This is a genomic window from Amycolatopsis sp. 505 (genome assembly GCF_031625235.1).
Taxonomy (GTDB): Bacteria; Actinomycetota; Actinomycetes; order Mycobacteriales; family Pseudonocardiaceae; genus Amycolatopsis.
In genome coordinates, this window is sequence record NZ_JACKQP010000005.1 from 642,651 (window position 1) to 667,482 (window position 24,832).

General features: G+C 73.0%; 23 protein-coding genes. 6 read left to right on the plus strand and 17 right to left on the minus strand.

Annotation, left to right across the window (positions count from 1 at the left end):
- Positions 1–109: 109 nt before the first annotated feature.
- On the minus strand, positions 110–322 hold the full coding sequence (locus tag H5965_RS22290; protein ID WP_310971979.1) for a three-helix bundle dimerization domain-containing protein: 213 nt from the start codon (positions 320–322) through the stop codon (positions 110–112).
- A 123-nt stretch (positions 323–445) separates the two neighbouring features.
- Entirely contained in the window at positions 446–1,603 is a 1,158-nt protein-coding gene (locus H5965_RS22295; RefSeq protein ID WP_310971980.1) for a mandelate racemase/muconate lactonizing enzyme family protein, read from the minus strand.
- Positions 1,604–1,675: 72 nt separating this feature from the next.
- On the opposite strand from H5965_RS22295, the gene H5965_RS22300 reads away from it, so the two are divergent.
- The 3 genes from H5965_RS22300 to H5965_RS22310 all read left to right on the plus strand — a co-directional run bounded on the left by H5965_RS22300 (position 1,676) and on the right by H5965_RS22310 (position 6,015).
- The gene (locus tag H5965_RS22300) at positions 1,676–2,422 is read left to right on the plus strand and encodes an FCD domain-containing protein (RefSeq protein WP_310971982.1); all 747 of its coding nucleotides are present in this window, start codon (positions 1,676–1,678) and stop codon (positions 2,420–2,422) included.
- A 150-nt stretch (positions 2,423–2,572) separates the two neighbouring features.
- Positions 2,573–4,009: an extracellular solute-binding protein gene (locus H5965_RS22305; protein ID WP_310971983.1), complete on the plus strand. Its 1,437-nt coding sequence runs from the start codon at positions 2,573–2,575 to the stop codon at positions 4,007–4,009.
- Positions 4,006–6,015: an ABC transporter permease subunit gene (locus H5965_RS22310; protein WP_310971984.1), complete on the plus strand. Its 2,010-nt coding sequence runs from the start codon at positions 4,006–4,008 to the stop codon at positions 6,013–6,015. Before H5965_RS22305 ends, H5965_RS22310 begins: the two co-directional genes overlap by 4 nt.
- Positions 6,016–6,024: 9 nt before the next feature.
- On the opposite strand, the gene H5965_RS22315 is transcribed toward H5965_RS22310, so the two are convergent.
- From H5965_RS22315 to H5965_RS22355, 9 genes are all read right to left on the minus strand, one after another.
- Entirely contained in the window at positions 6,025–6,765 is a 741-nt protein-coding gene (locus tag H5965_RS22315) for a ribonuclease activity regulator RraA (protein WP_310971985.1), read from the minus strand.
- A 40-nt stretch (positions 6,766–6,805) separates the two neighbouring features.
- Positions 6,806–8,257, minus strand: a complete 1,452-nt coding sequence (locus tag H5965_RS22320) for an amidase (protein WP_310971986.1) — start codon at positions 8,255–8,257, stop codon at positions 6,806–6,808.
- A gap of 68 nt (positions 8,258–8,325) precedes the next feature.
- A complete protein-coding gene (locus H5965_RS22325; RefSeq protein ID WP_310971987.1) occupies positions 8,326–9,780 on the minus strand; it encodes a HAMP domain-containing sensor histidine kinase in 1,455 nt (484 codons plus the stop codon).
- Positions 9,777–10,469 (minus strand): response regulator transcription factor, encoded by a 693-nt coding sequence (locus tag H5965_RS22330; RefSeq protein WP_310972038.1) that lies wholly within the window; start codon positions 10,467–10,469, stop codon positions 9,777–9,779. The genes H5965_RS22325 and H5965_RS22330 overlap by 4 nt, the downstream gene beginning before the upstream one ends.
- On the minus strand, positions 10,466–11,563 hold the full coding sequence (locus H5965_RS22335) for a streptophobe family protein (RefSeq protein WP_310971988.1): 1,098 nt from the start codon (positions 11,561–11,563) through the stop codon (positions 10,466–10,468). Before H5965_RS22335 ends, H5965_RS22330 begins: the two co-directional genes overlap by 4 nt.
- Complete coding sequence (locus H5965_RS22340; RefSeq protein WP_310971989.1) at positions 11,563–12,327, minus strand: ABC transporter permease; 765 nt, start codon at positions 12,325–12,327, stop codon at positions 11,563–11,565. Before H5965_RS22340 ends, H5965_RS22335 begins: the two co-directional genes overlap by 1 nt.
- Positions 12,324–13,226: an ATP-binding cassette domain-containing protein gene (locus H5965_RS22345; RefSeq protein WP_310971990.1), complete on the minus strand. Its 903-nt coding sequence runs from the start codon at positions 13,224–13,226 to the stop codon at positions 12,324–12,326. The genes H5965_RS22340 and H5965_RS22345 overlap by 4 nt, the downstream gene beginning before the upstream one ends.
- 315 nt (positions 13,227–13,541) lie before the next feature.
- Complete coding sequence (locus H5965_RS22350; RefSeq protein ID WP_310971991.1) at positions 13,542–14,885, minus strand: NtaA/DmoA family FMN-dependent monooxygenase; 1,344 nt, start codon at positions 14,883–14,885, stop codon at positions 13,542–13,544.
- An 11-nt stretch (positions 14,886–14,896) separates the two neighbouring features.
- The gene (locus H5965_RS22355) at positions 14,897–16,093 is read right to left on the minus strand and encodes an LLM class flavin-dependent oxidoreductase (RefSeq protein ID WP_310971992.1); all 1,197 of its coding nucleotides are present in this window, start codon (positions 16,091–16,093) and stop codon (positions 14,897–14,899) included.
- Positions 16,094–16,291: 198 nt separating this feature from the next.
- Here H5965_RS22355 and H5965_RS22360 point away from each other — a divergent pair, with 198 nt between their 5' ends.
- The gene (locus H5965_RS22360) at positions 16,292–17,530 is read left to right on the plus strand and encodes a sulfite oxidase (protein WP_310971993.1); all 1,239 of its coding nucleotides are present in this window, start codon (positions 16,292–16,294) and stop codon (positions 17,528–17,530) included.
- 385 nt (positions 17,531–17,915) lie between these two features.
- Positions 17,916–20,693, plus strand: a complete 2,778-nt coding sequence (locus tag H5965_RS22365; protein ID WP_310971994.1) for a BTAD domain-containing putative transcriptional regulator — start codon at positions 17,916–17,918, stop codon at positions 20,691–20,693.
- On the opposite strand, the gene H5965_RS22370 is transcribed toward H5965_RS22365, so the two are convergent.
- The 5 genes from H5965_RS22370 to H5965_RS22390 all read right to left on the minus strand — a co-directional run bounded on the left by H5965_RS22370 (position 20,666) and on the right by H5965_RS22390 (position 24,106).
- Complete coding sequence (locus tag H5965_RS22370) at positions 20,666–21,073, minus strand: S26 family signal peptidase (protein ID WP_310971995.1); 408 nt, start codon at positions 21,071–21,073, stop codon at positions 20,666–20,668. The two genes, H5965_RS22365 and H5965_RS22370, sit on opposite strands and share 28 nt — an antisense overlap.
- Positions 21,073–22,863 carry an ABC transporter ATP-binding protein gene (locus H5965_RS22375; RefSeq protein ID WP_310971996.1) on the minus strand — a complete coding sequence of 597 codons (1,791 nt, stop codon included), beginning with the start codon at positions 22,861–22,863 and terminating at the stop codon, positions 21,073–21,075. Before H5965_RS22375 ends, H5965_RS22370 begins: the two co-directional genes overlap by 1 nt.
- Positions 22,860–23,351: a hypothetical protein gene (locus tag H5965_RS22380; RefSeq protein ID WP_310971997.1), complete on the minus strand. Its 492-nt coding sequence runs from the start codon at positions 23,349–23,351 to the stop codon at positions 22,860–22,862. The genes H5965_RS22375 and H5965_RS22380 overlap by 4 nt, the downstream gene beginning before the upstream one ends.
- 13 nt (positions 23,352–23,364) lie before the next feature.
- Positions 23,365–23,898: a MauE/DoxX family redox-associated membrane protein gene (locus tag H5965_RS22385; protein ID WP_310971998.1), complete on the minus strand. Its 534-nt coding sequence runs from the start codon at positions 23,896–23,898 to the stop codon at positions 23,365–23,367.
- A 70-nt stretch (positions 23,899–23,968) separates the two neighbouring features.
- The gene (locus tag H5965_RS22390) at positions 23,969–24,106 is read right to left on the minus strand and encodes a hypothetical protein (protein ID WP_191308504.1); all 138 of its coding nucleotides are present in this window, start codon (positions 24,104–24,106) and stop codon (positions 23,969–23,971) included.
- A 193-nt stretch (positions 24,107–24,299) separates the two neighbouring features.
- Here H5965_RS22390 and H5965_RS22395 point away from each other — a divergent pair, with 193 nt between their 5' ends.
- Positions 24,300–24,704, plus strand: coding sequence for a peptidase inhibitor family I36 protein (locus H5965_RS22395; protein ID WP_310972000.1), 405 nt, complete (start codon positions 24,300–24,302; stop codon positions 24,702–24,704).
- On the opposite strand, the gene H5965_RS22400 is transcribed toward H5965_RS22395, so the two are convergent.
- Positions 24,701–24,832, minus strand: a 132-nt coding sequence (locus H5965_RS22400; RefSeq protein ID WP_310972039.1) for an integrase core domain-containing protein, incomplete at its 5' end; no start/stop codon positions are given. The genes H5965_RS22395 and H5965_RS22400 overlap by 4 nt on opposite strands.

Consider the following 24,832-nt stretch of genomic DNA (forward strand, 5'->3'; position numbering starts at 1 on the left):
CGCGGTACCTCAACGGGATCGTCGCCAACCCCATGAGCCCGGAGGCGCGATCGCGGCCGAACGCCAGCGCCAGGTGCTCGAGGTCGGCGAATACCGTCAGCGCCGGTCCTCAGGTGCCGGCCAGGGCGGCCCGGACCGCTCGCTCGACCAGGATCGGCACGAAGGCGTGCACGCGAGCGCTCGCGAACCGGGCCCGCTCACGGTCGACCATCGCGTGCAGCCGCGTCCGGGCGACGTCCGCGTAGTCGTGGTCCAAACGGTCCTCCAGCTGCGCGAAGTGGGTGTCGAGCTGCTCGGAAGCCAGGGTGTCCAACGTGCTCATCGCTCACCTTCCGGTCGGCCGTCGTACGCAGAACATGCCCCATGAGACGACCGGAAGGTGAACCCGAGGTGAACAAAGGGGCGCTTCTCTCTGCGTCGCGTTGGAAGCGCACCCCGTGAGTGGCTACTCGAACACCCCGTAGCCCGGGACGGCGTGCGCCCGGACGCCGTCCAGGTCGAGCTCCACGCCGATGCCCGGTGTGTCGGGCAGCGTGATGTAGCCGTCCTTGACGATCGAGCCGCTCCCGTCGGGGGCGTGGACGTAGCTGTCCCACACCGCGCGTTCCTCGAGCGCGTGCCACTCCTGGACAAAGAAGTTGGGGATCGCCGCGCACTGGTGGGACGTCGCCATCGTGCCCAGCGGCGTCGACACCAGGTGGGGCGCGAAGGGGATGTAGTGCAGCTCCGCAAGGTTCGCGATCTTCTTGGCCTCGGCGAGGCCGCCGCACTTCGGGACGTCCGGCTCGATCACGTCCACGGCGCCGCGTTCGAGCAGCTCGCGGAATCCCCAACGGAGGTAAAGGTTTTCTCCCGCGCAGATCGGTGTGCGGGTCTGCTCGCGCACCCGTACCAGCGCGTCGACGTTCTCCGCCGGCAGTGGCTCCTCGAGCCACATCAGGTGGAACGGCTCGAGCTCCCACGCGATCCGGCAGGCGCTGGGCAGGTCGTAGCGGGCATGCAGGTCGATCGCCAGGTCGACGTCCGGGCCGATCGCTTCCCGGACGGCGGCCACGCGCGAGACCATCGACTGCAGCTCGGCCGCGTTGACCGTGTGGTTGAACGGGTCGAACTTGGCCGGGTGGCGCAGGTCGTCGACGTCGAACTTGAGGGCGGTGAAGCCCTCGGCGACCATCCGCTGCGCCCGGTCGACGCACCCGGCGACCGAGCCCGCGGGGTCGTCGCCGTCGCCGCAGTCGGCGTAGAGCCGGATGCGGTCGCGGAACTTCCCGCCGAGCAACCGGTACACCGGCTGGCCCGCGGCCTTGCCCGCGAGGTCCCACAGCGCGAGCTCGATCCCGGACAGGGCGATCACGAACACCCCGCCCTGCGGGCCCGCGAAAACCTTGCTGCGGCGCAGTTTCTCCCAGCAGCGCTCGACGTTGCGCGGGTCCTCGCCGAGCAGCAGGGGTGCCAGGGAGCCGATCATCCCGACGACCGCGCCCGCGCCGGCGTCGGGATTGGCCTCCCCGAAGCCACTGAGGCCCTCGTCGGTGTCGATCCGCACCAGCGTGGCCTCACCGTGGTAGGCCACCACCGCCGTCGTGACGTTCACGATCCGCATTGCTCTCCCGTCCCCGGGTGGTGCGTACGAACGGACTAATGCGACGTCCAACTTGTCCGATAAGCTGATGACATGCCAAGGAGACAAGAGTCTCCGGACGCTGTCAAGGTCCGGACCCTTCCGGTGCAGGTGGCGGCCCACCTGACCCGGCGGATCGTCCGCGGCGAAATCGAGGACGGCCGGGCACCGTCCGAACTCGACATCGTGAACGAGTTCGGGGTGTCCCGCGTGGTCGCGCGGGAGACGCTCAAGATCCTCGCCTCGCTCGACATCGTCGACGTCGCGCAGGGCCGCCGCGTCGTCGTGCGGCCCCGCGCGGAATGGGATTACCTGAGCCCGCTGCTGATCGAGTGGCTGCCCGCGGAGATCGTCGAGGAACTGCTGCAGGAGCTGCACCAGATGCGCGCCCTGCTCGAACCGGAGCTGGCGGCCATGGCCGCGGCCAGCATCAGCGACGAGACGCTGAACCGGCTCCGGGACGAGCTCGACCGTATGGCGGTGCTCGAAGCGGAGCCCGAGGCCTACCTCGAAGTCGACCACGAATTCCACATGGAGATCTGCCGGGCGGCCGACAACCGGATCCTCGACCGGATCATGTACTCCGCCCGCTGGCTCGGCACGGCCAGCCGCCGCGTCACCAACGAGGCGCCGGCCGGGCTGCACCGCGCCACCGCCCAGCACACGGAGATCTACGAGGCGCTCGTCGCGCGCGACCCCGAGGCCGCACGCGCCGCGATGCGCCGGCACCTGAGCAACAACTACTCCACGCTCCTCGCGGAGAAGAAACAGCGAAGCAAGCGGGCCGCCCGGCGGCGCTAGCCGCCTTTCCGGACGGCGCTCGACCCCCCAGCGTTCGGCATCACTCACCGCATGAACGACCTGCAGCGCGGCGCTCGCCCCGCTGCCCCGCCGGTTGCAACGTCGCCCCGTCGGTCCGCGTCCGCCCGATCGGACGCGAAAGGAGTGGTCATGGCAGAGAAAACGGACTGGACGAGACGCTCGTTCCTCGGGATGAGCGCGGGGGTGGGCGCGCTGGGCGTGCTCGGTCTCGCCGGGTGCGGGAGCAGTCAGGCACCCGCACCGCAGGTCGACGTCCAGGTGCCCAAGGCGCTGCTCGACCAGGCGGCCGCGCTCCGCGGCGGCTCGGTGGGGATGCTCTCGCAGAAGCTGTATTCGGAGGCCGCCAACAAGGCCCTGGACCGGTCGCTGCAGGTGTTCGCGCAGGCCACCGGCACCACCATCCGCAACGACCTGGTCTCCGGCGACGCCGGCGACATGGTCGCGAAGATGGACGCCGAAGTGAAGGCGGGCACCAACCGGGACCTGGCCTTCATGAGCGACCGGCGGTTCGTCGGCCAGCTGCACAACCTGGGCGCCCTCACCGATGTCACCGACGTGGTCGAGGACATGAAAGCGCTCTACGGGGAGCCCGCGACCGAGGCGAACGACTATTGCGTGTTCGACGGGCGCTGGTTCGCGATCCCGTACCACTTCATCGCGTCCGGGATGTACCTGCGCAAGGACTGGTACCAGGAAAAGGGTCTCCCGCTCAAACCCTTCTATTCGTGGGAAGAACTGCGCGACAACGCGCTGGCGGTCTCCGACCCGGCGAAGCGGCGCTTCGGCTGGGGGCTCACGGTGAACCGCTCCGGTGACGCCAACGGCTTCATCCAGAACGTCATCAACACCTACGGCGGGGCGATCGCGGACAACACCGGCACGAAGGTGGTGTTCAACTCGCCGGAGACGGTCGCCGCCGTCACGTTCATCGGCGACATCTACACGAACCCGAAGTACGCGCCGATGCTGCCGCCCGGGATCGGCAGCTGGACCGACTCGAGCAACAACGAGAACTGGCTGGCCCAGATCCTGGGGCTGACGCTCAACCAGTTCAGCGTCTACGCCGATTCGAAGACCAAGAAGAACCCGGTCTACGCCAACACCCACGTGTTCAACGGCGCCACCGGACCGGCGATCGACCAGCCGCTCGCGTTCGGCGAGTCCAACTCGTTCGTCGTGTTCAAGGGGGCGAAGAACCCCGACCTCGCCAAGCTGGTGGCGAAGTTCATGGTCGGCGGGACCGCGCTGCTCGGGGTCGCGAAGGAAGCACCGTGCCTGGTGAACCCGTCGTGGAGCAAGGTGTGGGACTCCGACCCGTACTACACGACCGGTGACCCGGCCTACCCCGCCCTGCGGGAGCAGACCCGCGTGCAGCTCCCGGTGAAGACCAAGACCGGCTACGCGTTCCCCCAGGCCCCGAGCCCCGGCGAGCAGGCCGCCCTCGCCGCCTACCTGCTGACCGACATGATGCAGTCGGTCATCCAGGGCACCAAGCCGGCCGACGCCGTCGCCGCGACGCACGGCCGGATCGTGCAGATCTTCGAGCAGCAGGGCTACCGGCAGTGACCGTCCTCCGCCCGCGCCCGGCGCCGGTCCGTCCGGCGCCGGGCCCGTCTTCCTCGCTCACCAAAACGCAGCGGCTGCTCGGGCGCGACTGGCGCCTCGCCGCGGTGTTCATCGGGCCGACGCTGCTGCTGGTCGCCGGCCTGATCCTGGTCCCGATCGCCGACTCGATCTTCACCAGCACCACCGAACGCCACGGCGCGGAGACGGTCTTCACCGGACTGGACAACTACACCGCCCTCGTCGACGACGCCCTGTTCCACCACGGCGTGCTCAACTCGTTCGTCTTCACCGCCTACGCCGAGATCTTCAAGGTGACCTTCGGGCTCATCGCGGCACTGATGCTGCACCACATGCGCCACGGCAAGGCGCTCGTCGCCGGGGTGATCCTGCTGCCGTGGGTGATCCCCACCGTCGTCACGGCGTTCACCTGGCGGTCCCTGCTCGACCCGATCTTCGGCAGCGTCAACGTCCTGCTCACCGAATCCGGGATCGGGCCGGGCCTCGCCTCGATCGGCCTGGTCGACAAGTGGCCCGCGGAGTGGCTGTCCGATCCCGCGCTCGCGATGCCGGCGGTCATCCTGGTCAACGTCTGGAAGGGCATCCCGTTCTTCACGGTGACGTTCCTCGCCGGGCTCAAGGCCATCGACAGCGGCCTCCACGAGGCGGCGATGGTGGACGGCGCCTCGCCGTGGCAGCGCTTCGTGCACATCACGCTGCCGGGCCTGCGGCCGGTCATGATCGTGACGGTGCTGCTGTCGTCGATCTGGACGTTCAACAACTTCGACCTGATCTGGCTGATGACCCAGGGCGGCCCGGGCGACGCCACGGCCCCGTACGTGATGGTGGCCTACTCGAAGGCGATCCAGCAGCTGCAGCTGGGCGCGGGTGCCGCGGTCACGCTGGTGATGCTGCCGGTCATCGCCGTCCTCGTGGTGATCCTCGTGCGGATGATGCGCCGCAGCGACCTGCCCGGCGCGGCCGACCTGGGCCGCCGGCGGTTGACGCCCGGGCAGCGCCGCGCGCTGCCGTGGGTGATCGTCGCGGGCTCGGTGCTCGTGCTCACCTGGGCGTCGCCGCACATCGTCTGGAAAGCCGCGCTCGTGCTCGGCGTGTTCGTGGTGCTGGCGGCCATCGTCGGCCGGGTCGTCTCCGGGTTCGCCTCGCGGGGCAACCGGCTGGCCGCCCGCCTGGTCGGCGGCACCGGCACGGGCGTCGCCCTGGTGGGGCTCCTCGGGTTCGTGCTCGCCCCGCTCTACTGGATGACGATCACGGCCTTCAAGACCGACGACCAGATCGTCGCCCGCACCGACGACCTCTGGCCGACACCGTGGAGCACCGAGCAGTTCACCAACCTGTTCACCGGCCGGGCGTTCGGCACCTGGTACGTCAACACGATCCTGGTGTCGGTGGCGTCCACCGCGATCGCCCTGGTGTGCGCGGCGCTGGCCGGGTATGCGCTGGCGCGGCTGAAGTTCCGCGGCTCGGAGAGCTTCACGGTGACGATCCTGCTCACCTACGTGATGCCGGGCGCGCTGCTGTTCATCCCGCTCTACCAGCTGGTCAGCGGAATCGGGCTCAACGACTCGTTGTGGTCGCTCGTGCTGGCCTACCCGACGTTCACCCTGCCGTTCGCGACCTGGCTGCTCGTCGGCTACTTCAAGTCGATCCCGGCCGACCTCGAGGAGGCCGCGCTGGTCGACGGCTGCACGCGGTTCGGGGCGTTCCTGCGGATCGTGCTGCCGCTGGCCAAACCGGGCCTGCTCGCGGTCGCGCTGTTCACGCTGACCAACGCGTGGAACGAATTCCTGTTCGCCTTCGTGTTCATCACCAAGGACGAGAACAAGACCCTGCCCGTCGGCATGCAGTCGATGATCTTCGGCGACGTCGTGCCGCAGGGCCAGCTGGCCGCGGCCTCGCTGCTGATCAGCATCCCGGTCGTGCTCATGTACGGCTTCGGGCAGCGGTTCCTGACCGAAGGCCTCACCGCGGGGGCGGTGAAGGGGTGAGCGCGCCGGTCAGTCCCGGCCCTGTTCGGCGCGCCACCGCTCGTACTCGGGCCGGGCCTCGTCCGAGAGCGGGTAGTACCGCCGCAGGTCCCCGCCCTCGGCCAGCCGGATCCGGGAGAACTCTTCCCATTCCGCGTGTTCCCGGGCGGCCGCCAGGAGGGCGGGGGCGAGCTTGACCGGCACCACGACCGCCCCGTCGTCGTCGGCGACGACGATGTCGCCGGGCTCGACCAGGGTGCCGCCGCAGGCCACCGGCACGTTGACGGCGACCGGGACGATGCCGGTCTGGGCGTGGAAGTTCGGCGTGGCGCCCCGGATCCACAGCCCGAGCCCGAGTTTCTTGGCCTCGCCGATGTCACGCAGGCACCCGTCGACCACCACGCCGGCGCCGCCGCGGCCCTTGAAGTAGGTCAGCATCATCTCGCCGAACACGCCGCTGCCCATGTCGCCGCGCGCGTCGACGACGATCAGGTCGCCGGGACGGGTGTGGTACATGACGTGCCGGTGCAGCTGCTTTTCCGGTTCGGCGTATTCGTCGACGGGATAGAGGTCTTCCCGCTTCGGCAGGAACTGCAGCGTCAGCGCCGGGCCGGCCACGCGCACGCCGGGGGTCACCGAAACCGGGCCGCTGATGAACGCGCTGCGGATGCCCATCCGGCTCAGCTCGGCGCTGGCCGTGGCACTGCCGATGGTCGCGAGAGCCGCGCTGAGCTCGGCGGGCGGGCGAACGATGTCGGGCGTCTCGACCACGTCGGCAAGCTCCCTCGGATCTGCACTGTGACAACCGATTCTACCGCGGAGCCCGGAATCCGCCGATCTTCCGCTCGAGCAGTTCGGCCAGCCGCAGCGGGGTCCGGTCTTCGAACATCGGGCCGATGAGCTGCACGCCGACCGGCAGGCCCTCGGGGGACCGGCCGGCGGGCACGGCGGTGGCGGGCAGGCCGGGCATGGTGGCCAGACCGGCCCAGACGAGCTGGTCGAAATAGGGATACTCGGTGCCGTCGATGTCGAGGCGCCGCTCCAGCGGAGTGGCTTCGTGGTCGTGCGGGAACGCCGGTGTCGGCGTGATCGGGCAGACGACGGCGTCGAACTCGGCGAACAGCTGCCGCCAGCCGTGGCGGTGGACCTCACGGCGGTGGTTCGCCGCCATCCAGTCGCGGTGGCTGGACACCAGGGCACGCACCCGTACGGCGTCGAGACTCCGGTCGTCCGCGCTCAGCGCGGCGGCGTGCGCCCGCAGCCGCTCGTCGGATTCGATCGGAAACCGGGCCACCGAACCGGAAATCAGCAATTGCATGTAAAGCGCCGCTGCTTCGGTCAGGTCGGGCAGCAGCGGACTGTGCCGTTCGACGCGGGCGCCGCCGTCGGCGAGCGCGTCGGCCACCCGGTGCACGCCCGCCCGCACGGCGGACCCGGTCGGGATGCACGGGTGGTCGTCGAGGACCAGGACCCGGAAGTCGCCGAGCTTGTCGTGGCGGGCGGGTGGCAGGGAAAGCCGGTACGCCACCCCGTGCGTCAACGGGTCCGGTCCGGCCATGACGTCGAGCAGGAGCGTCAGATCGCGGGCGGTGCGCGCCATCGGCCCGACGACGGCGAGGTCGAGGTCCACCGGCAGGGCCGGCTCGGACGGCGGGACCATGCCACGGCTCGCGACCAGCCCGAGCGTCGGCTTGTGCGCGTAGACGCCGCAGAAGTGCGCGGGGGTGCGCAGCGAGCCGGCGATGTCGGAGCCGAGGGACAGCGCGCCGAACCCGGCCGCCAGCGCGGCCGCCGACCCGCCGGAGGACCCGCCCGCCGTGCGATCGGGGTCCCACGGGTTGGCGGTGGTGCCGTAGATCTCGTTGAACGACTGGATGTCCTGCAGTCCCAAGGGCACGTTGGTCTTGCCGAGCACCACCGCCCCGGCGGCCACCACCCGCGACACCTGGACCGCGTCCTCGGCGGGCACGTGGTCCCGGTGCGGCGGCATGCCCCAGGTCGTGGGCAACCCGGCGACGTCGTAGCACTCCTTGACGGTGATGGGGACGCCGAGCAGCAGCCGGTCTTCCCCGCGGGCGCGCGCCCGATCGGCCCGCCGGGCGGCGGCGCGCGCACGGTCGAAGTCCGGTACGCAGATGGCGTTGATCGCCTTGTCGTCCCGTTCGATCCGGGCGATCGCGTCTTCGGTCAGCTCCGCTGAGGACACTTCACCGGCGCGCAGGGCAGCGATGAGTTCTTCGGCCGATGCGTGGTTCCGTTCCATGAAAACGACCGTAACGGGCCTCGGGTGGAGCCATGAAATCCGATTTCGCGCAATGGGGACGGTCGAGGTCAGTCCGTGAATTCGTGCTCCGGCAACGGCAACACGAGCCGGAAGCAGGCGCCCTCCCCGAGTGACGTCTCCAGTTCGACGTCGCCGCCGTGGGCACGGGCCAGGGACCGGGCGATCGCCAGGCCCAGGCCGGCGTCCGCGCCGGGCGTGCGCGTCCGGGACCGGTCGGCCCGGTAGAAGCGGGTGAAGACGCGGCTCGCCTGCTCCGCCGTCATCCCCGGGCCTTCGTCGGCCACCTCGAGCACCGCGCGGCCGTCCGCCGTGCCGACGCCGATGCGCACCCGCGTGCCCGGTGGGGTGTGGGCGGCGGCGTTGCCCACCAGGTTGGTGACGACCTGCCGCAGCCGGGCCTCGTCGGCATCGACCGGTGCCGGGCCGGGTGGGCCGGCTCCGCCGGGCCCGGTCAGGGAAACGGGCCGGCTCGGGTCGAGGGCGCGCAGGTCGTGGCGGGCGTCGCCGGCCAGGGTGCGCAGGTCCATCGGGGCCCGGTCGAGCTGTTCCTCGGGGGCCTCGTCGAGCTGGGCGAGCAGCAGCAGGTCCTCGGTCAGCGCGGTGAGCCGGGTGGCTTCGCGGTCGATCCGGCGCATCGCAGCGTCCACATCGGACTCGCCGGTCAGCGCGCCCATCCGGTACAGTTCCGCGGATCCCTTGATGCCGAACAACGGCGTGCGCAGCTCGTGGCTGACGTCCGAGACGAACGTCCGCATCCGCGCCTCCGACGCGGCCCGGTCGGCGAAGGCCCGTTCCAACTGGCCGAGCATGGTGTTCAGCGACACCGCCAGGTGCCCGATCTCCGTGCCGGGCGCCGCGAGGTCCGGGACGCGCCGGGTGAGGTCGCCGCCGGCGATGGCCGCCGCCGTGTGCTCGATGCGGCGCAGCGGCCGCAGCCCCCGGCCGAGGGCGAACCACCCGGCCGCGGTCAGCACGACGAGCAGTGCGGCCCCGGTGACCAGGCTGCTCGTCCGCAGCTGGGTGATCGTGGCGTCGGCTTCGGCGAGCGGCGCGGCCGAAACGACCGTCCCGCCCCAGCGGACGGCCGGGTGCGCGACGGCCCGCCAGCGCTGCGAGCCGTCGGCGGCGTCGAGGTCGACGGCTGTCCCGTCGGCGGGAACCGAGCGCAGCGCGTCGATCGGCGGCAGCGTCGCACCGTCCACTCGCGACGAATGGAGCCCGCCCACCGCCGCGCCGCTCGCGTCGAGGTACACGACGTACGGGGTGCCGAACAGCTCGAGCGCGGGGTCGACGAGATCGGGTCGCACGGCGGGGTTCGCGGACGGCGGCGGCCCGGCCGCCCGGGAGATGAGCTCGGTCATCGAACGCAGCTGGCCGTCGAGCCGGTCGAGCTGGAACCGTTCCAGCTGCCCGGAAACCAGCGTGCCGATGAGGGTCAGGCCGGCCAGCAGCAGGCCCGCGGTGAGCAGCAGGAGCCGGGCCCGCAGGGAAAGCCGCCTCACCGGCGGGGCTCCCGCAGCACGTAGCCGACGCCGTGCACGGTGTGGATCAGCTTCGGTTCCCCGGTGTCGACCTTGCGGCGCAGGTAGGAGATGTAGGTGTCGACGATCCCGGCGTCGCCCCCGAAGTCCTCGCGCCACACCCGGTCGAGGATCTGTGCCTTCGACACGACGCGCCCGGCGTTCTCCATCAGGTGCCGCAGCAGCCGGAACTCCGTGGCGGACAACCGGATCGCCTGCCCTTCGCGCGTCACCTGGTGGCCCTCGGCGTCGAGCGTGAGCGTGCCGACGGTCAGCACGCCCGCCTGGTGACCCGCGGTCCGGCGGAGGATCGCGCGGATCCGCGCGATCAGCTCCGCCAGGTCGAAGGGCTTGGTCACGTAGTCGTCGGCGCCGAGGGAGAGACCGGTGACCTTGTCGGACTGGCGGTCCCGCGCGGTCAGGAACAGGACGGGCACCGGCGCGCCGTGGCCCGGGTGCCGCTCGCGCAGGCGCCGGACCACCTCGAAGCCGTCCGCGTCCGGCAGCATGACGTCCAGCAGCACCAGGTCGGGCGGCTCGGCGGTGGCCGCGGCGACGGCTTCCCCCGCGCTCGCCGCCGACGTCACGTGGAAACCGGCGAACCGCAGCGCGGCGGAGAGCAGCTCGCGGACGGTGGCCTCGTCGTCGACCACGAGCAGCCGGGACGTCATCGCTTCCATACCCGCGAGGATACGGAGACCGCGTCGGCGAGCAGGGAACCCGCGAAGCCCGCCACCGCGCCGCCCGCGAGCCCGGCCACCAGCGCGAGCAGCGGGTTCGCCGCCAGCCGCGCGGCGAAGACGGGCAGCGAGAGGCCGAACGCGCCGACGGTGACGTCGACGGAGACCCGCGACAGCAGGGTCACGACCGCGAGCACGGAACCGGTCGCCGGCGCGAACCGCACCGCGCTCGCCACGGCCCGGTGCCAGGGCGTGCCGGGCCGTCGGCTCCGGACCGCGACACCGCAGGCGAGCAGCACCCCCGCGGCCACCCAGGACGCCGGACCGCCCGGCGAGAGGGCCGGTGCGCAGGGCAGCAGGCCGGTGGTGGTGACCGTCCACGGCACGCCCAGTCCCAGCAGCAGGACGCCGGCCACCAGCTGCGGCAGGAAGAGCAGCACGGCCCCGGCTGCGGTAGGGCCGCCGAACGCCCACGCGAGGATGAGGCACCCGACGGTGCTCCCGCTCGCCGGCCACCCGACCGCGCGCACACCCCTGGTGCGGCTGGGGAACCGGGCGATGACCCAGCAGCCGCCGAGGACCAGCGACGTCCAGACCACCGCACCCAGCATCGCCGGACCGGCGGCCACGGAGAACCCGGCGTCCAGTGCGCCCGGGAGGGGAAGGCGCGACGAACCGCCGCTCGGCCCGCAGCCGCCGGACGCCACGCCGCCCGGGAGCGCCAGCTTTCCCTGTGCTGCCACCGCGAACGCGCCCAGCCCGAGCGGAAACGCCACGGCCGCCGCCGCCCCGCGGGCCAGGAGCCGGCCGCCGCGCCGGTGCAGCAGCACCCAGCCCAGGACCGTCGCGCCCGCCAGCGAAACCCCGAGCGGCAGCACGTGGAGGCTGCCCCGCACGGCGACCGGGAGCCCGGCCGCCGGGACGGCGCCGACGTCCGCCGAGCCGCCCACGGCGAGCGCGACCGCCGCCGCCGTCAGCGCGCCGAGGTCACCGGCCCCCAGCAGGGCCAGGCCGGCGGCGGCGACCACGGTCATGGCGAGCAGCGCGGCGGCGGCCGCCAGCACGCCCCGGCCTGCCTCCCGCATCAGACGTCCCGCCGCCGGAAGACCACGAACGCCACGACCAGCACGGCGGCGACCCCGGCGGCCATCCCGGCCAGGTTCAGCCACGGGTGCGGGAAGTCCGGATCGGGCACCGTCTTGAGGACCGCGGACGCGCCGAGCGTCGGCCAGTAGAAGAAGAGCCGGTGCAGCCAGGCGGGGAAGAGGCCGGCCAGGGCGGGGACGAGGAAGACGATCCCGACCAGGGTGGCGAGCGCGCCCGCGGTGGCGCGCATGATCGTGCCTAGCCCCGCCGCCAGTAGCGCGATCGTCGCGAGGTAGAGGCCGCCGCCGGTCACCGCGGAGAGCACGCCCGGATCGCCGAGCCCGGCGTGCGGCACGCCGTGGCCGGCGAGGACGGCCTGGCCGAGGAAGAAGGCGGCGAACATCAGCACCTGCCCCGCCACCACGGCGACCGCCACCGCGACGACCAGCTTGGCCGCCAGCAGCCGGTGCCGGCGCGGCGTGGCGAGCAGCGACGTCTGCATCTGGCCGGTCGCGTGCTCGGCCGTGACGACCAGGATGCCGAGCACGCCGATGATCAGCTGCGCGACGATGTAGGACGTCAGGCTGCGGTTGGTCGGATCCCAGGGTTCGTCGCCGGGGTAGTCCTTCGCGGCGGCGTTGAGGGCGAGGGCGGTGATGCCGAGCCCGGTGCCGAACAGGCACGCGAGGGTGTACCAGGTGGAGCGCAGGCTGCGCAGCTTGATCCACTCCGCGCGGACGGAGTGCGCGAAGGACACGCTCATGCGAGTGCCCCCTGGTAGTCGACGCTGTCCCTGGTCAGCTCCATGAAGGCGTCTTCCAGGGAGACGCGCTGCGGGGTGAGCTCGGCGAGCGCGATGCCGTGGTAGGCCGCGAGTTTCCCGATCTCGGCGCTGGTCAGGCCGGACACGACGAGCGAAGCCTCGGCCCCGTCCCGGACGGCGGCCCCGGCGGTGGTCAGCAGCCGCGCGAAGCCCGGTTCGGGCGTGCGGACGAGCACGGTGCCCTCGCCGCGCACGAGCTCGCTCACGGCGGTGTCGGCGACGAGCTTCCCCCGGCCGATGACGACCAGGTGGTCGGCGGTCTGCGCCATCTCGCTCATCAGGTGGCTGGACACGAGCACCGCACGGCCCTCGGCGGCGAGGGAGCGCATGAAGCCGCGGATCCAGCGGATCCCCTCGGGATCGAGCCCGTTGACCGGTTCGTCGAAGATCAGCACGCGCGGGTCGCCGAGCAGGGCCGCGGCGATGCCGAGCCGCTGCCGCATGCCGAGCGAGAAGCCGCCGGCCCGCTTGCCGGCCACGCCGTCCAGCCCGGTCCGGCCGAGCACCTCGCCGACCCGGCGCCGGGGGAGGCCGTTGCTCACCGCGAGGGCGAGCAGGTGGTCGCAGGCCTTCCGGCCCCCGTGGACGGCCCCGGCGTCGAGCAGCGCACCCACCTCGGTGAGCGGAACGGGGAGGTCCCGGTAGCGCCGCCCGCCGACGGTGACCGAGCCGAGCGTCGGCGCGGCCAGGCCCACGATCATCTTCATGGTCGTGGACTTCCCGGCGCCGTTGGGTCCGAGGAACCCGGTCACCTGCCCGGCTTCGACGGTGAACGACAGGTCGTCCACCACGGTGTCGGGCCCGTACCGCTTGGTCAAGCCCCGTATTTCGATGGTCATGCCGGCGAGGGTGGTGCAGCCGGCCGGCCGGTTCCGGGGAGGTTCTGGGAGAACCCTGTGAGTCCGCCGGTCAGGGGCGGTGGTTGACGCGGGTCACTCGGGAAATCGCAACCGTCAGCCTTCGGCCGGCGGCCGCCGACCGGTGGTGCTTCCGCCGGATACTCCTGCGCTCGAAAATTGCCGAGTACGTGGGCGGCGTCGGAGAGGTCATGCACGTCTGGGGACGCGCATGTCATGCCGGCTCCACGGGGCCTATTGGCGCCGCGGCCAACAACGGATCGGGAGGGTGGGCCCGGGCGTCCGCGGCGAAGGACATCAGCCCTCGGCCGGCTCGATCCCCAGGTGGTCGCGCAGGGTCGAACCCGTGTACTCCGTCCGGAACGAGCCGCGCTCCTGCAGGAGGGGCACGACCTTGTCCGCGAACTCGTCGAGGCCGCCGGGTGTGACGTGCGGGACGAGGATGAACCCGTCGCTGGCGTCGGCCTGGACCAGGTCGTCGATCGCCGCCGCCATCGTCGTTGGCGAGCCGATGAACGTCTGGCGGCCGGTGACCTCGATGATCAGGTCGCGGGTGGACAGGTTCTTCGCCTCCGCCAGCTGCCGCCATTCGCGGGCCGTGGCGACGGGGTCGCGGTACATGCGGACGCTGGCGCGGCCGGGGGCGATCGTCGACCCGTCGACCACGGGGTCGGCCGACGGCAGCGGGCCGTCGGGGTCGTGGTCGCTGAGGTCGGTGTTCCACACCTGCTCGAGGAACTTGATCGCGGTCTGGCCGCTGACCTGCTGCCGCCGGACGACGTGGGCGCGTTCGTGGGCGTCGGCGTCGGTGTCGCCCAGGACGAACGTCGCCGCGGGCAGGATCACCAGCTGCTCCGGCTTGCGGCCGTACTTCGCCAGCCTGCCCTTGACGTCGGCGTAGAACGCCTGCCCGGCCTCCAGGGTGCCGTAGCGGCTGAAGATCGCGTCGGCGGTCGCCGCGGCGAACTCGCGGCCCTCGTCGGAATCCCCGGCCTGGATGATCACCGGCCGCCCCTGGGGGCTGCGTGGCACCGGGAAGCGGCCCTCGATGTCGAAGTGCGCGTCGTGGTGGGCGAAGGCGCCCGCCGCCGGATCGCGCAGGAACACGCCCGAGTCCGCGTCCGCGGCGACCTCGTCGCCGCGCCAGGAGTCGAACAGCTCCCAAGCGGTGCGCAAGAACGTCTCGGCGCGCTCGTAGCGCTGGTCCTGGGGCAGGAACCCGCCGCGGCGGAAGTTCTCGCCGGTGAAGGCGTCCCACGACGTGACGACGTTCCACGCCGCGCGCCCGGCCGAGAGGTGGTCCAGCGAGGCGAACTGGCGGGCCACCTCGAACGGCTCGTTGAACGTCGAGTTGATCGTGCCGGCCAGCCCGAGCCGCTCGGTGACCGCGGCCAGCGCCGAGAGCACCGTGAAGGTGTCCGGGCGGCCGACGACGTCGAGGTCGTAGATCTGCCCGTTCTGCTCGCGCAGCCGCAGGCCTTCGGCGAGGAAGAAGAAGTCGAACTTCGCGCGCTCGGCGGTCTGCGCGAGCTTGACGAACGAGCTGAACTCGATGTGGCTGCCGGCTTCGGGGTCGCTCCACACGGTCGTGTTGTTGACGCCGGGGAAGTGCGCCGCGAGGTGGATCTGCTTCCGGGACATCTCGGGCCTCCTCAGGCGGCGGAGTAGCGGTTGGCGGGCCGGGACAGGCCGAGCAGCCCGCGCAGGGTGCTCGCCTCGTAGCCGGTGCGGAAGGCGCCGCGGGAGCGCAGTTCGGGCACCAGGCCGCGGGTGATGGCGGTCAGGTCGTGCGGGAGCGCGCCCGGCCGGAGCCGGAAGCCGGACAGGCCGGCGCCCTGCCAGTCGAGCAGCAGGTCGGCCAGGCCGGCCGGGGTGCCGGTGAAGATGTGCGCGTCGGACGGGTACTCCGCGCCGAACCGGTCGTCGAGCCGCCGCTTGCGATCGGCGGCCGCCTGTTCGGTCTCGTCGAGGAACACGACGACGTCGCCGAAGACGTGCAGCGTCTCGCCGCCGCGGCCGGCCTTCTCCTGCTCCTCGCGCACGGCGGCGACGATCGCGCCGGCCTGGGCGCGGTCGAAGGGCGTCACGTAGACGACGTCGGCGGAGCGGGCGGCGAGCCGGTAGGGGACGGCGGCGTGGGCCAGCGCGGTGACCGGCGGCTGGCCCTGGGGCGGCCGCGGGGTGATCGATGGGCCCTTGACCGAGAACCAGCGCCCGGTGAAGTCGATGTAGTGCAGTTTGCCGCGGTCGACGAACCGGCCGGTGGCGACGTCCCGGATCTCGGCGTCGTCCTCCCAGCTGTCCCAGAGCCGGCGCAGCACCTCGACGTAGTCGGCGGCCTCGTCGAACAGGTCGGCCAGGGGGCTCGGTTTGCCGGGGTCGGCGGAGTCTTCGAGCCGGAACTCGCCGAACTCGCGACGGCCGAAGTGCCGGTTGTCGTCGGGACGGCCGGCCACCTGGACGCGCACGCCGGCGCGGCCGGTACTGACGTAGTCGAGGGTGGCGATGGCCTTCGACAGGTGGAACGGCTCGGTGTGGGTGACCACGGCGGTCGGCACGAGCCCGATGTGCGAGGTCAGCGGAGCGACGCGGGCGGCGATCAGCACGGCGTCGAGGCGGCCCTGGACGATGTCGGTCCGCTCGCCCGGCCGGTCGAGGTAGCTCACGGTCTGCAGGGCCAGCGAGTCTTCGAAGGTGACGAAGTCCAGCAGGCCGGCCTCGGCCTCGCGGACCAGGTCGGCCCAGTAGCCGGCGGTCAGCAGCTCACCCGCGCGTGCCCCGGGTTCGCGCCACGCGGCCGGGTGCCACCCCGCTCCGTCCAGCGCGACGGCGATCCGTGGTCCTGTCATCCCGGCGTTCCCTTCTCCTCGGCCCGTACCCGCAGTGTGCGCCGGTTCCCGGGCCCCGGGCGGGCGCGGCCACCTGCTGGGACGGCGCCGGGCCGCGGGAATAAACGCCGGTGCTGCCGGTGGACCGTCCATTGCGGACTCCTGTTCCGCTGGATGGACGTGCTGGCCGTCGGCGGAGGTGATCCCGAGAATGCCCGCATGACGGCGTTCACCGAGGAGACCGCTTACGACCGGGGGCGGCTCGCGCAGTGGCGGGCGGGCGAGGCGCGCCTGCCGGGCCTGAGCCGCCGCGACCTGCTGCGGCTGACGGCGGCGGGCGGGCTGGCGCTGGCCGTACCGGGCACGGCCGCCGCCGCGGCCGGCGGACCGATCGTGAAACCGCTGCCGCCGGAGCTGTTCGACGTCCACGGCAGCAACGCCGAGACCCGCTGGGAAGCGATGAGCGGCCAGGGCTACCTCACCCCGGTCGACCGGTTCTTCGTCCGCGACCACACCTCGACGCCGGTGCTGGACGCCGACACCTGGCGGCTGCGGCTGTTCGGCTCCGGGCTGCGGAAACCGGCCGAGCTGTCCTACCGGGAGCTGCGCGCGCTGCCGTCGGAGACGATCACCGCGTTCATCGAATGCGCCGGCAATGGTCGGAGTTTCTTCACGAGCCAGCAGGGCCAGACGGTCGCCGGAACGGCGTGGAAGCTCGGCGCGGTGGGGGTCGCCCGCTGGCGCGGCGTCCGGCTGGCGACGGTGCTGGCCCGAGCGGGGCTGACCCGCCACGCCGTCGACGTGCTGCCGGAGGGGCTCGACGCCGACTACGTCACGGCCGGGGTGAACCTCGGCAAGGTCCGGCGGCCGCTGCCGGTGGCGAAGGCGCTGGAAGACGTCCTGCTGGCGTATGAGATGAACGGGCAGCCGCTGCCGCCCGACCACGGTTTTCCGGTGCGGCTGGTGGTGCCGTCGTGGGCCGGGATCGCGTCGATCAAGTGGCTCGGCCGGATCGAAGTGTCGGCGACGCCGCTGGTGTCGCCGTGGAACACGCAGTACTACCGGCTGCTGGGCCCGGACTACCCGGCCGAGGGCACGCTCGTCACCGAACAGGTGGTGAAGAGCGCGTTCGAGCTCCCGTGGGACGCGACGCTGGCGGCCGGACGGCGCCTGGTGCTGCGCGGCCGCTCCTGGTCGGGCCACGGCCGGATCCGGCGGGTGGAGGTGAGCACGGACGGCGTGCGCTGGCACCCTGCTAAGCCGATCAGCCCGGCACTCGACCGCGGCTGGCTGCAGTGGGAGTTCCCGTGGCGGCCCCGGAAGGCCGGGGCCTACACGCTCCGGGCGCGGGCCATCGACGTCACCGGGGTGCGGCAGCCGGACGTCGCGCCGTACAACACGCAGGGTTATCTGTTCGGCGCGGTCGTCCGCCACCCGGTGACGGTGAGTGCCTCGTGAGGTTCGGGACCCGGCACCGGAGGCGCGGGAGGTAGCGCCGGCGGTGTCCCTTTGGGGAAGCGCGTCCCGTTTCGAGGCAGCACGAAACGTCCGGGCGGCGGTTGACGGTGCTCGCGGGCCGCTGGCAACGTCCCGCGCAGCGAGAGTGCGTCACCCGGCTGGGGAAGGCGGGACGTGACGAGCCGGCACTTTCGTTACTGGGGTTGAACTTTCCGGGTGCCGACCGTCGGCCGCGTGGCGTCTCCGTCGCGCGCGGCCCGCATCGTGCTACCCGATCTCGAAGGGCAGGCGATTGCTGGAAGCCACTGTCCTCGGTCCCGTCGGCGCACAGGTCCAGGGGACACCGGTGCCGATCAAGGGCCGTTTGGGGCGTACCGTCCTCGCCGTGCTGGCGCTGGCGTGCCGGCAGCCGGTTTCGGTGGAGCGGCTGATCGACGCCCTGTGGGGTGAGCGGCCGCCGGCCACCGCGCGGACGCAGGTGCACATCCAGGTGTCCAAGCTCCGGGCCGCGCTCGACCGGGCCGGCGCCGCCGAGGCCCTGGTCACCGTGCCGAGCGGGTACCTGCTGGACTGCCTCGCCGACGTCGACGAGGTGCGGCGGCTGCTCGCCGCGGCCCGGGCGGCCGGGGACCCCGCGGACACGGCCGGCCTGCTGCGGTCGGCGCTCGACCGGTGGTCCGGGACGCCGCTGGGCGGGGTGACCGCGCACCTGGCCGGCGCGGAACTGCCCCGGCTGGACGAGCTGCGGATCGGCCTGGCGGAGGAGTGGATCGACGCCGAGATCGCCTGCGGGCGGGCCGCGCGGCTGCTGCCCGAGCTGACCGCGCTGGTGCAGGCCCACCCGCTGCGCGAGGGCCTGCACCACCGGCGGATGCTCGCGCTGCACCGCGCCGGGCGGCGGGCCGACGCGCTGGCCGCGTTCCGGGACGCCCGGCGCGTGCTGCGGGACGAGCTGGGCATCGATCCGTCCCCGGAGCTGCTCGCCCTGGAAGCCGAAATCCTCACCGCCGGGACGTCGCCGTCGGCCGCCGTGGTGCCTGCCCAGCTGCCGCCGCGGACCGCCGGGTTCGCCGGGCGGGACGCCGAATCGGCCGCGATCCGGGCCGCCGTGGCGCGCCGGACCGGGGCGCCACCGCTGGTGCTGATCACCGGGATGCCCGGGATCGGCAAGACGGCGCTGGCCGTGCACGCCGGCGCGGCGGCGGTGCACGCCTACCCCGACGGGCAGCTCTACGCCGACCTGCGCGGCGCCGACGCCCGGCCGGCGGCCCCACACGAGGTCCTCGCCGGTTTCCTCCGTGCGCTGGGGGTGGCGGCCCGGTCGATGCCGGCCACGCTCGAGGAGCGCACGGCCGAGTTCCGCAGCCGGACCGCGGGCAAGCGGGTGCTCGTCGTGCTGGACAACGCCGCCACCGCCCGGCAGCTGGAGCCGCTCCTGGCCGCCGATCCGGGCTGCGCCACGATCGTGACCAGCAGGTACGTCCTGCCGGAGGTCGAGCCGTCGGTGCGGGTGCCGCTCGCGCCGCTGCCGGACCGCTCGGCCGAGACCGTGCTGGCGAACGCGGCGGGCGCGGACCGGCTCGCCGAAGGCGTCGGCGAAGGCACGGTCGCCACGGTGCTCGAGGCGTGCGGGGGCGTGCCGCTCGCGTTGCGGATCGCCGGGGCGCAGCTCGCCGCGTACCCGAAGCTCAGCGTGGCCGAGCTGGCCGCGCGGCTGTCCGACGAGTCGAGGCGGATGCGAGAGCTGGTGGCCGGGCAGCGCAGCGTGCGGGACAGCCTCGACACGAGTTTCCGGCTGCTGGACCGGGACGCGCGGGCCGCGATGCTGGCGCTGGCGGCGATCGGGGCGCCGACGTTCACCGGCTGGCCGCTCGCGCCCGTGCTCGGCGTGCCGCTCGCCCGCACCGGCGAGGTGCTGGCCCACCTGTGCGCGATGAACCTGCTCGAGCAGGCCGGGCCGGGGCGCGACGGCGTGCCGCGCTACCGGATGCACGACCTCGTGCGGGCCTACTGCCGCTCGGTCGGCCCGTCGCTTGCGCCGGGGGCCCTGGAGCGGCTGGCCGGGTGGGCGGTCCAGCTGACCCGGCACGCCCACGAGGGCATCCTCGGCTCGCCGGCGGGGTACGCGCTGGTCGCCGAGACCGCCGCGCCGCTCGGCCGGGACGTGGTGCGGCACGTGGTGACGGAACCGCTGCCGTGGGTCGGCGCGGACGCCGACGTCCTGCTCGCCGTGTTCGACCTGGCCGTGCGCGGGGGCCTGCGCCGGCGCGCGGCGGCGCTGCTGCTGGTGCTGCGGGCCCCGCTCGTGCGGCTCGACCTGTACGACCACGGCGCCCGGGCGGCCGCGCGGCTGACGAACGTCGCCGGCGACGACCCGGTGGTGCGGGTGACCGCGGCGCTGGTCACGGCGACCGCGCGGATGCACCGCAGCCGGTACGCCGACGTCGTCGCCATCCTGAACGAGGTGCCGCTGCGGGAGGCCGACGTCGCGCTGCGGGCGGAGGTGCTCACCAAGCTGGGCGACGCCCACGAGCGGTGCGGTGACTGGCACCGCGCGATCACCGCCCTGCGCGAGGCGGTCCGGTGCTTCCGGAAGTCCGGGAACCGGGCGGGCGAGTCGGGCTGCCACAGCACGCTGGCCGCGCTGTACCGCGACCACGTCGGCGACCTCGGCGCGGCGAGGATCCACGGCGCGAAGGCCCTGCGCCTGGCCGACGCGGCCGGCGAATGGAAGACCCGCGCCCAGGTGCGGCTGGTCGTCGTGCGCACGGCACTGGCCTGCGGCGACAGCGCGGCGGCGGTCCGCCTGGCCGGACAGGCCCGCGACCTGTCCGAGCGGAACGGCGACCCGATCGGCCGAACGTGGTGCCTCACCGCCGAAGCCGACGCCCACCGCGCCCACGGCGACCTGCCGGCCGCCCGGAAGGCCGCGGACCGCGCGCTGGTCCTGGCCCGCCGGATCCGCCGCCCGGACGCCGAATCGGCCGCGCTGCTCGCGTTGGCCTCGATCGAGCTGGCGACCGGCGACCGGACGGCCGCTCGCCGTCTGGCTGATGCGGCTTTGCGGTTGCAGGACCAGTTCGACAGTCCGGCGGAGCGGGCCGAGGTCGAGAAGGTGCTGGCGGTGATCGATCGTCAGCTGCCGGCCGGTGCCGGGCGGTGAGGGACGGCGCCGGCCACACTCTCGAGGTCGATGTAGCCGAGCTGGCGGGAATCCTCGCTGTGGCCGGTGTTGTCGCCGGCCACCACCACGCGGCCGGCCGGGACGATCGCGTCGCCGGCCTTCAGCCAGGCCGGGACCGGGTCACCGGCGACCGCCGCGATCCTCTTGATGCGCCACGCCACATCGGTGGCCGCGGCTCGGGGGCGGAAGACGATCACGTCACCGACGCGGTACTCCCGCCGCCGGGTTGCGACCACCCGTTCGCCGTCGTGGAACGTGGGGGACATGCTGTGGCCCCACACCCGGGCCACCACGTACCGCCGGCGCAGCACCACCAGCAGGACCACGAGCACCACCACACCCGCCGCGAGCCCGGCCATCATGCCTCCGCCATCGCATATCCCTTGGCCTGCAGCGAAAACAGCCGGGCGTACTCGCCGCCCGCGGTGAGCAGGTCGTCGTGGGTGCCCTGCTCGATCACCCGGCCGCCGTCGAGCACCACGATCCGGTCCGCGCCGCGCAGGGCGGACAGGCGGTGGGAGATCAGCACGCTCGTCCGGCCGGCTCGGTGGATGCGCAGGGCCTCGTGGGTCCGGGTCTCGGCGTCGGCGTCCATGCCGGAGCTGGGCTCGTCGAGGATGAGCAGGTCGGCGTCGGCGCGCATGAGGGACCGGGCCAGCGCCACCCGCTGCCACTGGCCGCCGGACAGCGCCGCCCCGGACTTGTCGTCGACGTCCAGGAACGCCCGGGACAGCAGGGTTTCGTAGCCGCGCGGCAACGCCGACAGCGCCGGGTCGATCTCGGCGAGGCGGGCCGCGGCGCGGATGCGGCCGAGGTCGCCGAGGTGGGTGACGTCGCCGATGCCGATGTTGTCGGCCGCGGTCAGGTCGTAGCTGGTGAAGTCCTGGAAGGTGGCACCGATGCGGGCCCGCAACGCGGCCGGGTCGCACGTGCTGATGTCCACGCCGTCCCACAGGATCCGCCCGCGGTCGGGGTCGTAGAACCGGCACAGCAGCTTCACCAGCGTCGACTTGCCCGCGCCGTTCACCCCGACCAGCCCGACCGCGGCTCCGGCCGGGATCACCAGGTCGACCCCGCGCAGCACCCACGGGCCGGCCGGGTCGTAGCGGAACCACACGTCCCGCAGTTCGATGCCGGTCGTCAGCGCGGGCACGGCGGCCGTCCCGGGGGCGAGGTCGGGTTCGGTCGCGACGACGTCGAGGTAGTGCCGGAACAAGCCGAGCGAGCCGCCGGCCCGCCCGAGCTGGCCCAGCAGCGCGCCCACCGGGGACTGGATGCCGGCCACCGCCGCCGTGAAGAGGGTGACGTCGCCGATGGACAGCGACCCCCGCGCGGCGCCGGTCGCGGCGACCACGAGGGCGATGCCGGCCACCACCGCCGACACGACCGCGGCGGCGACCCCGGTGACGGCGATCCGGCGCTGCATGGCGCATTCACTGGCCGTCGCCGCGCGCACGGCGGTCACCATGCGCGACCGGAACAGGTCCGCGAGGCCGAAGAGCCGGATCTCCTTGGCCGCCTTGATGTCCGAGCAGAGCGAGCGGAAGAGGAACCGCTGGCGCTGGGTGGCCATCATCGCCTCGGCCTCCCGCGCGCGCAGGCGGGACAACGTCAGCTGCGAGATCGCCGCGGCCGCCAGCGACGCGGCGAGCAGCCCGGCCATCGGCGGCCACACGAGCAGGACGGCACCGCCGAACCCGAGCACGGCGATCAGCGTGCGCACCGACTCGACGGTCAGGGCGAGCACCGCGGGCGACGCTTCCTGCGCGCCCTGCTCGGCCAGCCGGACCCGGTCGAGGAACGCCGGGTCCTCCAGGCGGCGCAACCCGGGCAGCGCGCCGACCGCGCCGACCAGGCGGTCCTCCGCCTCGATCGCCGACTTGGCCCGCACGATCGCGGTGCAGTAGGAGGCGACGGCGGTGATCGCGGCCGCGACGGCGAGACCGGCCGCCGAGCCGAGGGCCAGCAGCACGATCAGGCCGCGGTCCCGGCCGCCGGCCAGCTCGTCGAACAGCAGCTTCCCCAGCCACGCCGACACCGCGGGCACGGCCGCGGCCAGCACCGCCAGCGCGACCGAGCCGCCGGTGGCCACCCGCGATGCGCGCCAGGCGATGCCGAACGCGGGACCCGCCGCCCGGAGCAGGTTCATCGGGCGGGCTGCAGGCGCACGGCGTCGAGGTCGTGGCCGGCGGCGGCGATCCGCCGGTCCCGGACGCGGACCAGGGTCGGGGTGACGTCGCCCGCGTTGAACGCGGCCGACGCCGGGCTGCGGTCGCCGACGTAGGCGACGCGCACCGACGGGCCCAGCCCGGCCGCGTACTCCACGGCCTTGGCCCGGTCACCGCCGTCGATCACGAACGCGACGGTCGGCTCGGTGAGCTTGTCCGCGATGCGCCGGCACGGCCCGCAGGTGGGGGAGAGGAACGCGACGAGCACGTCGTCCAGCTCGCCGTCGGTGACGGTCCGGCCGTCGGCGTCGGTCACCTCGAACGCCCCGATCTCGGTGCCCACGGCGGGCAGGTCGGGGGTCACCGGCCGGCGCTGCTCGTTCAGCAGCCGGATGATCGCCGAGGACAGCAGGAGGTTGAGCACCGTCAGCACGGCCAGCACCGCGACCACGGCCACCAGAAACGACATGGGATACCTCTTTTCAGCGATGGGCGGTGTCCGCCCGGCCGACCAGGCCGGCCAGGCTGTCCCAGTTGATCGCGACGAGTGCGCCGAACGCGCCGACGAGCGCGGCGGCGGCGCCGGTGTCGAGGCCGAGACCGGGTCCCGCCGGGACGACGGCGGCCGCGGCGGCCACCACGGCGAGGAGCGCGTTGCGGACGAGGTGGGCGCGGCCGAGAACCGACCCGGAGCGGCCGAAGCAGTTGCAGGTGACGCGCCGGCCCAGCCGCATCGACCGGGCGATCGCGGCGCAGAAGACGAGCAGGATCGCCGTCGCCAGTCCGAGCCCGGCCCGGGAGGTGCCGGGGAACCCGGCGAGCACGGCCGCGGCCAGCTCGGCCACGGCGGTCCCGGCGGCGACCGGCAGCCAGCCGACGGGCGACCGGCCGAGCGGCGCCAGCGAATCGGCGAAATCGGTCAGCCGCGCCCGTCCGGCGAGCTTGCCGACGGCCGCGACCGCGAACACCAGCCCGATCAGGACCCGGGCGGCGAGCACGAACTGGGCGCCGAGCATCGGTGCACCTCCTAGGGCGGGGCTTTCCCGCCGCGGGAGGACCGCGGCGGGAAAGGCGAGGACGCCGCGATTACTTGCAGTTGCCGTAGCAGTCGTAGTGCAGCGTCTTGCAGACCTGACCGTGCTCGGGGATGCAAGCGCCGGCCTTCACCTCGCGCAGGAACAGCCCCAGCAGCCGGTCACCCAGGGCGTTGATCATGCGAGCCATGATCACTCCTCTCATCAGCGGGAATCGACGAGAAGATCGTTGCGCAGCCGTGCTATCCGTTCGCTATCGAGGAAACCGGCGGCGCGGCCGAACGGGTGAACCGGCCGGCCGGGCCTCAACGGCCCACCGGCGTGGAACGTGACGGTGCGGGTGCCCGGACCGCGGGCACCGGCGCACGGGAGAAGGAGTCCACGTGGGAACCATCGGGAAGAACGTCGTCCGGACGTCGTTGGCCGTCGGCGCGGCTGCCGCACTGGCGATGGCGGTGACCGGCACCGCTTCGGCGGCGACGCCCCGCAACGGGAAATGTGAGCTGGGCGAGTTCTGCTTGTGGTACGGGTACAACCAGACCGGCTCGGTGTCGGACTTCAACGGCTCGGTCAGCGACTACGGGACCTCGCAGCCGACCTGCTACGAGTTCAAGGGCCCGGGGCTCGGCCAGGGTGAGTGCATCCGGAACAACGCCCTGTCGGTGAAGAACAACACCACCGGCCACACCATCTTCCTCTACTTCAACGGTGGCCACTACCAGCTGAGCGTCGGGCAAGCCCTCAACGTCGGCAACCGGGACACCTCGCACACCTTCATCCGCAACTAGGTGTGATGTCCGGGGAGGTTGGTCAGCCGGGTGACCGGCGGCTTGCCGCCGGTTGAGCTGTGGGGTCGATGGTGATTGTAGAAGTGCAGCCACCCCGGCAGCGCCGCCCGCCGCAGTGTCTCCGTCGG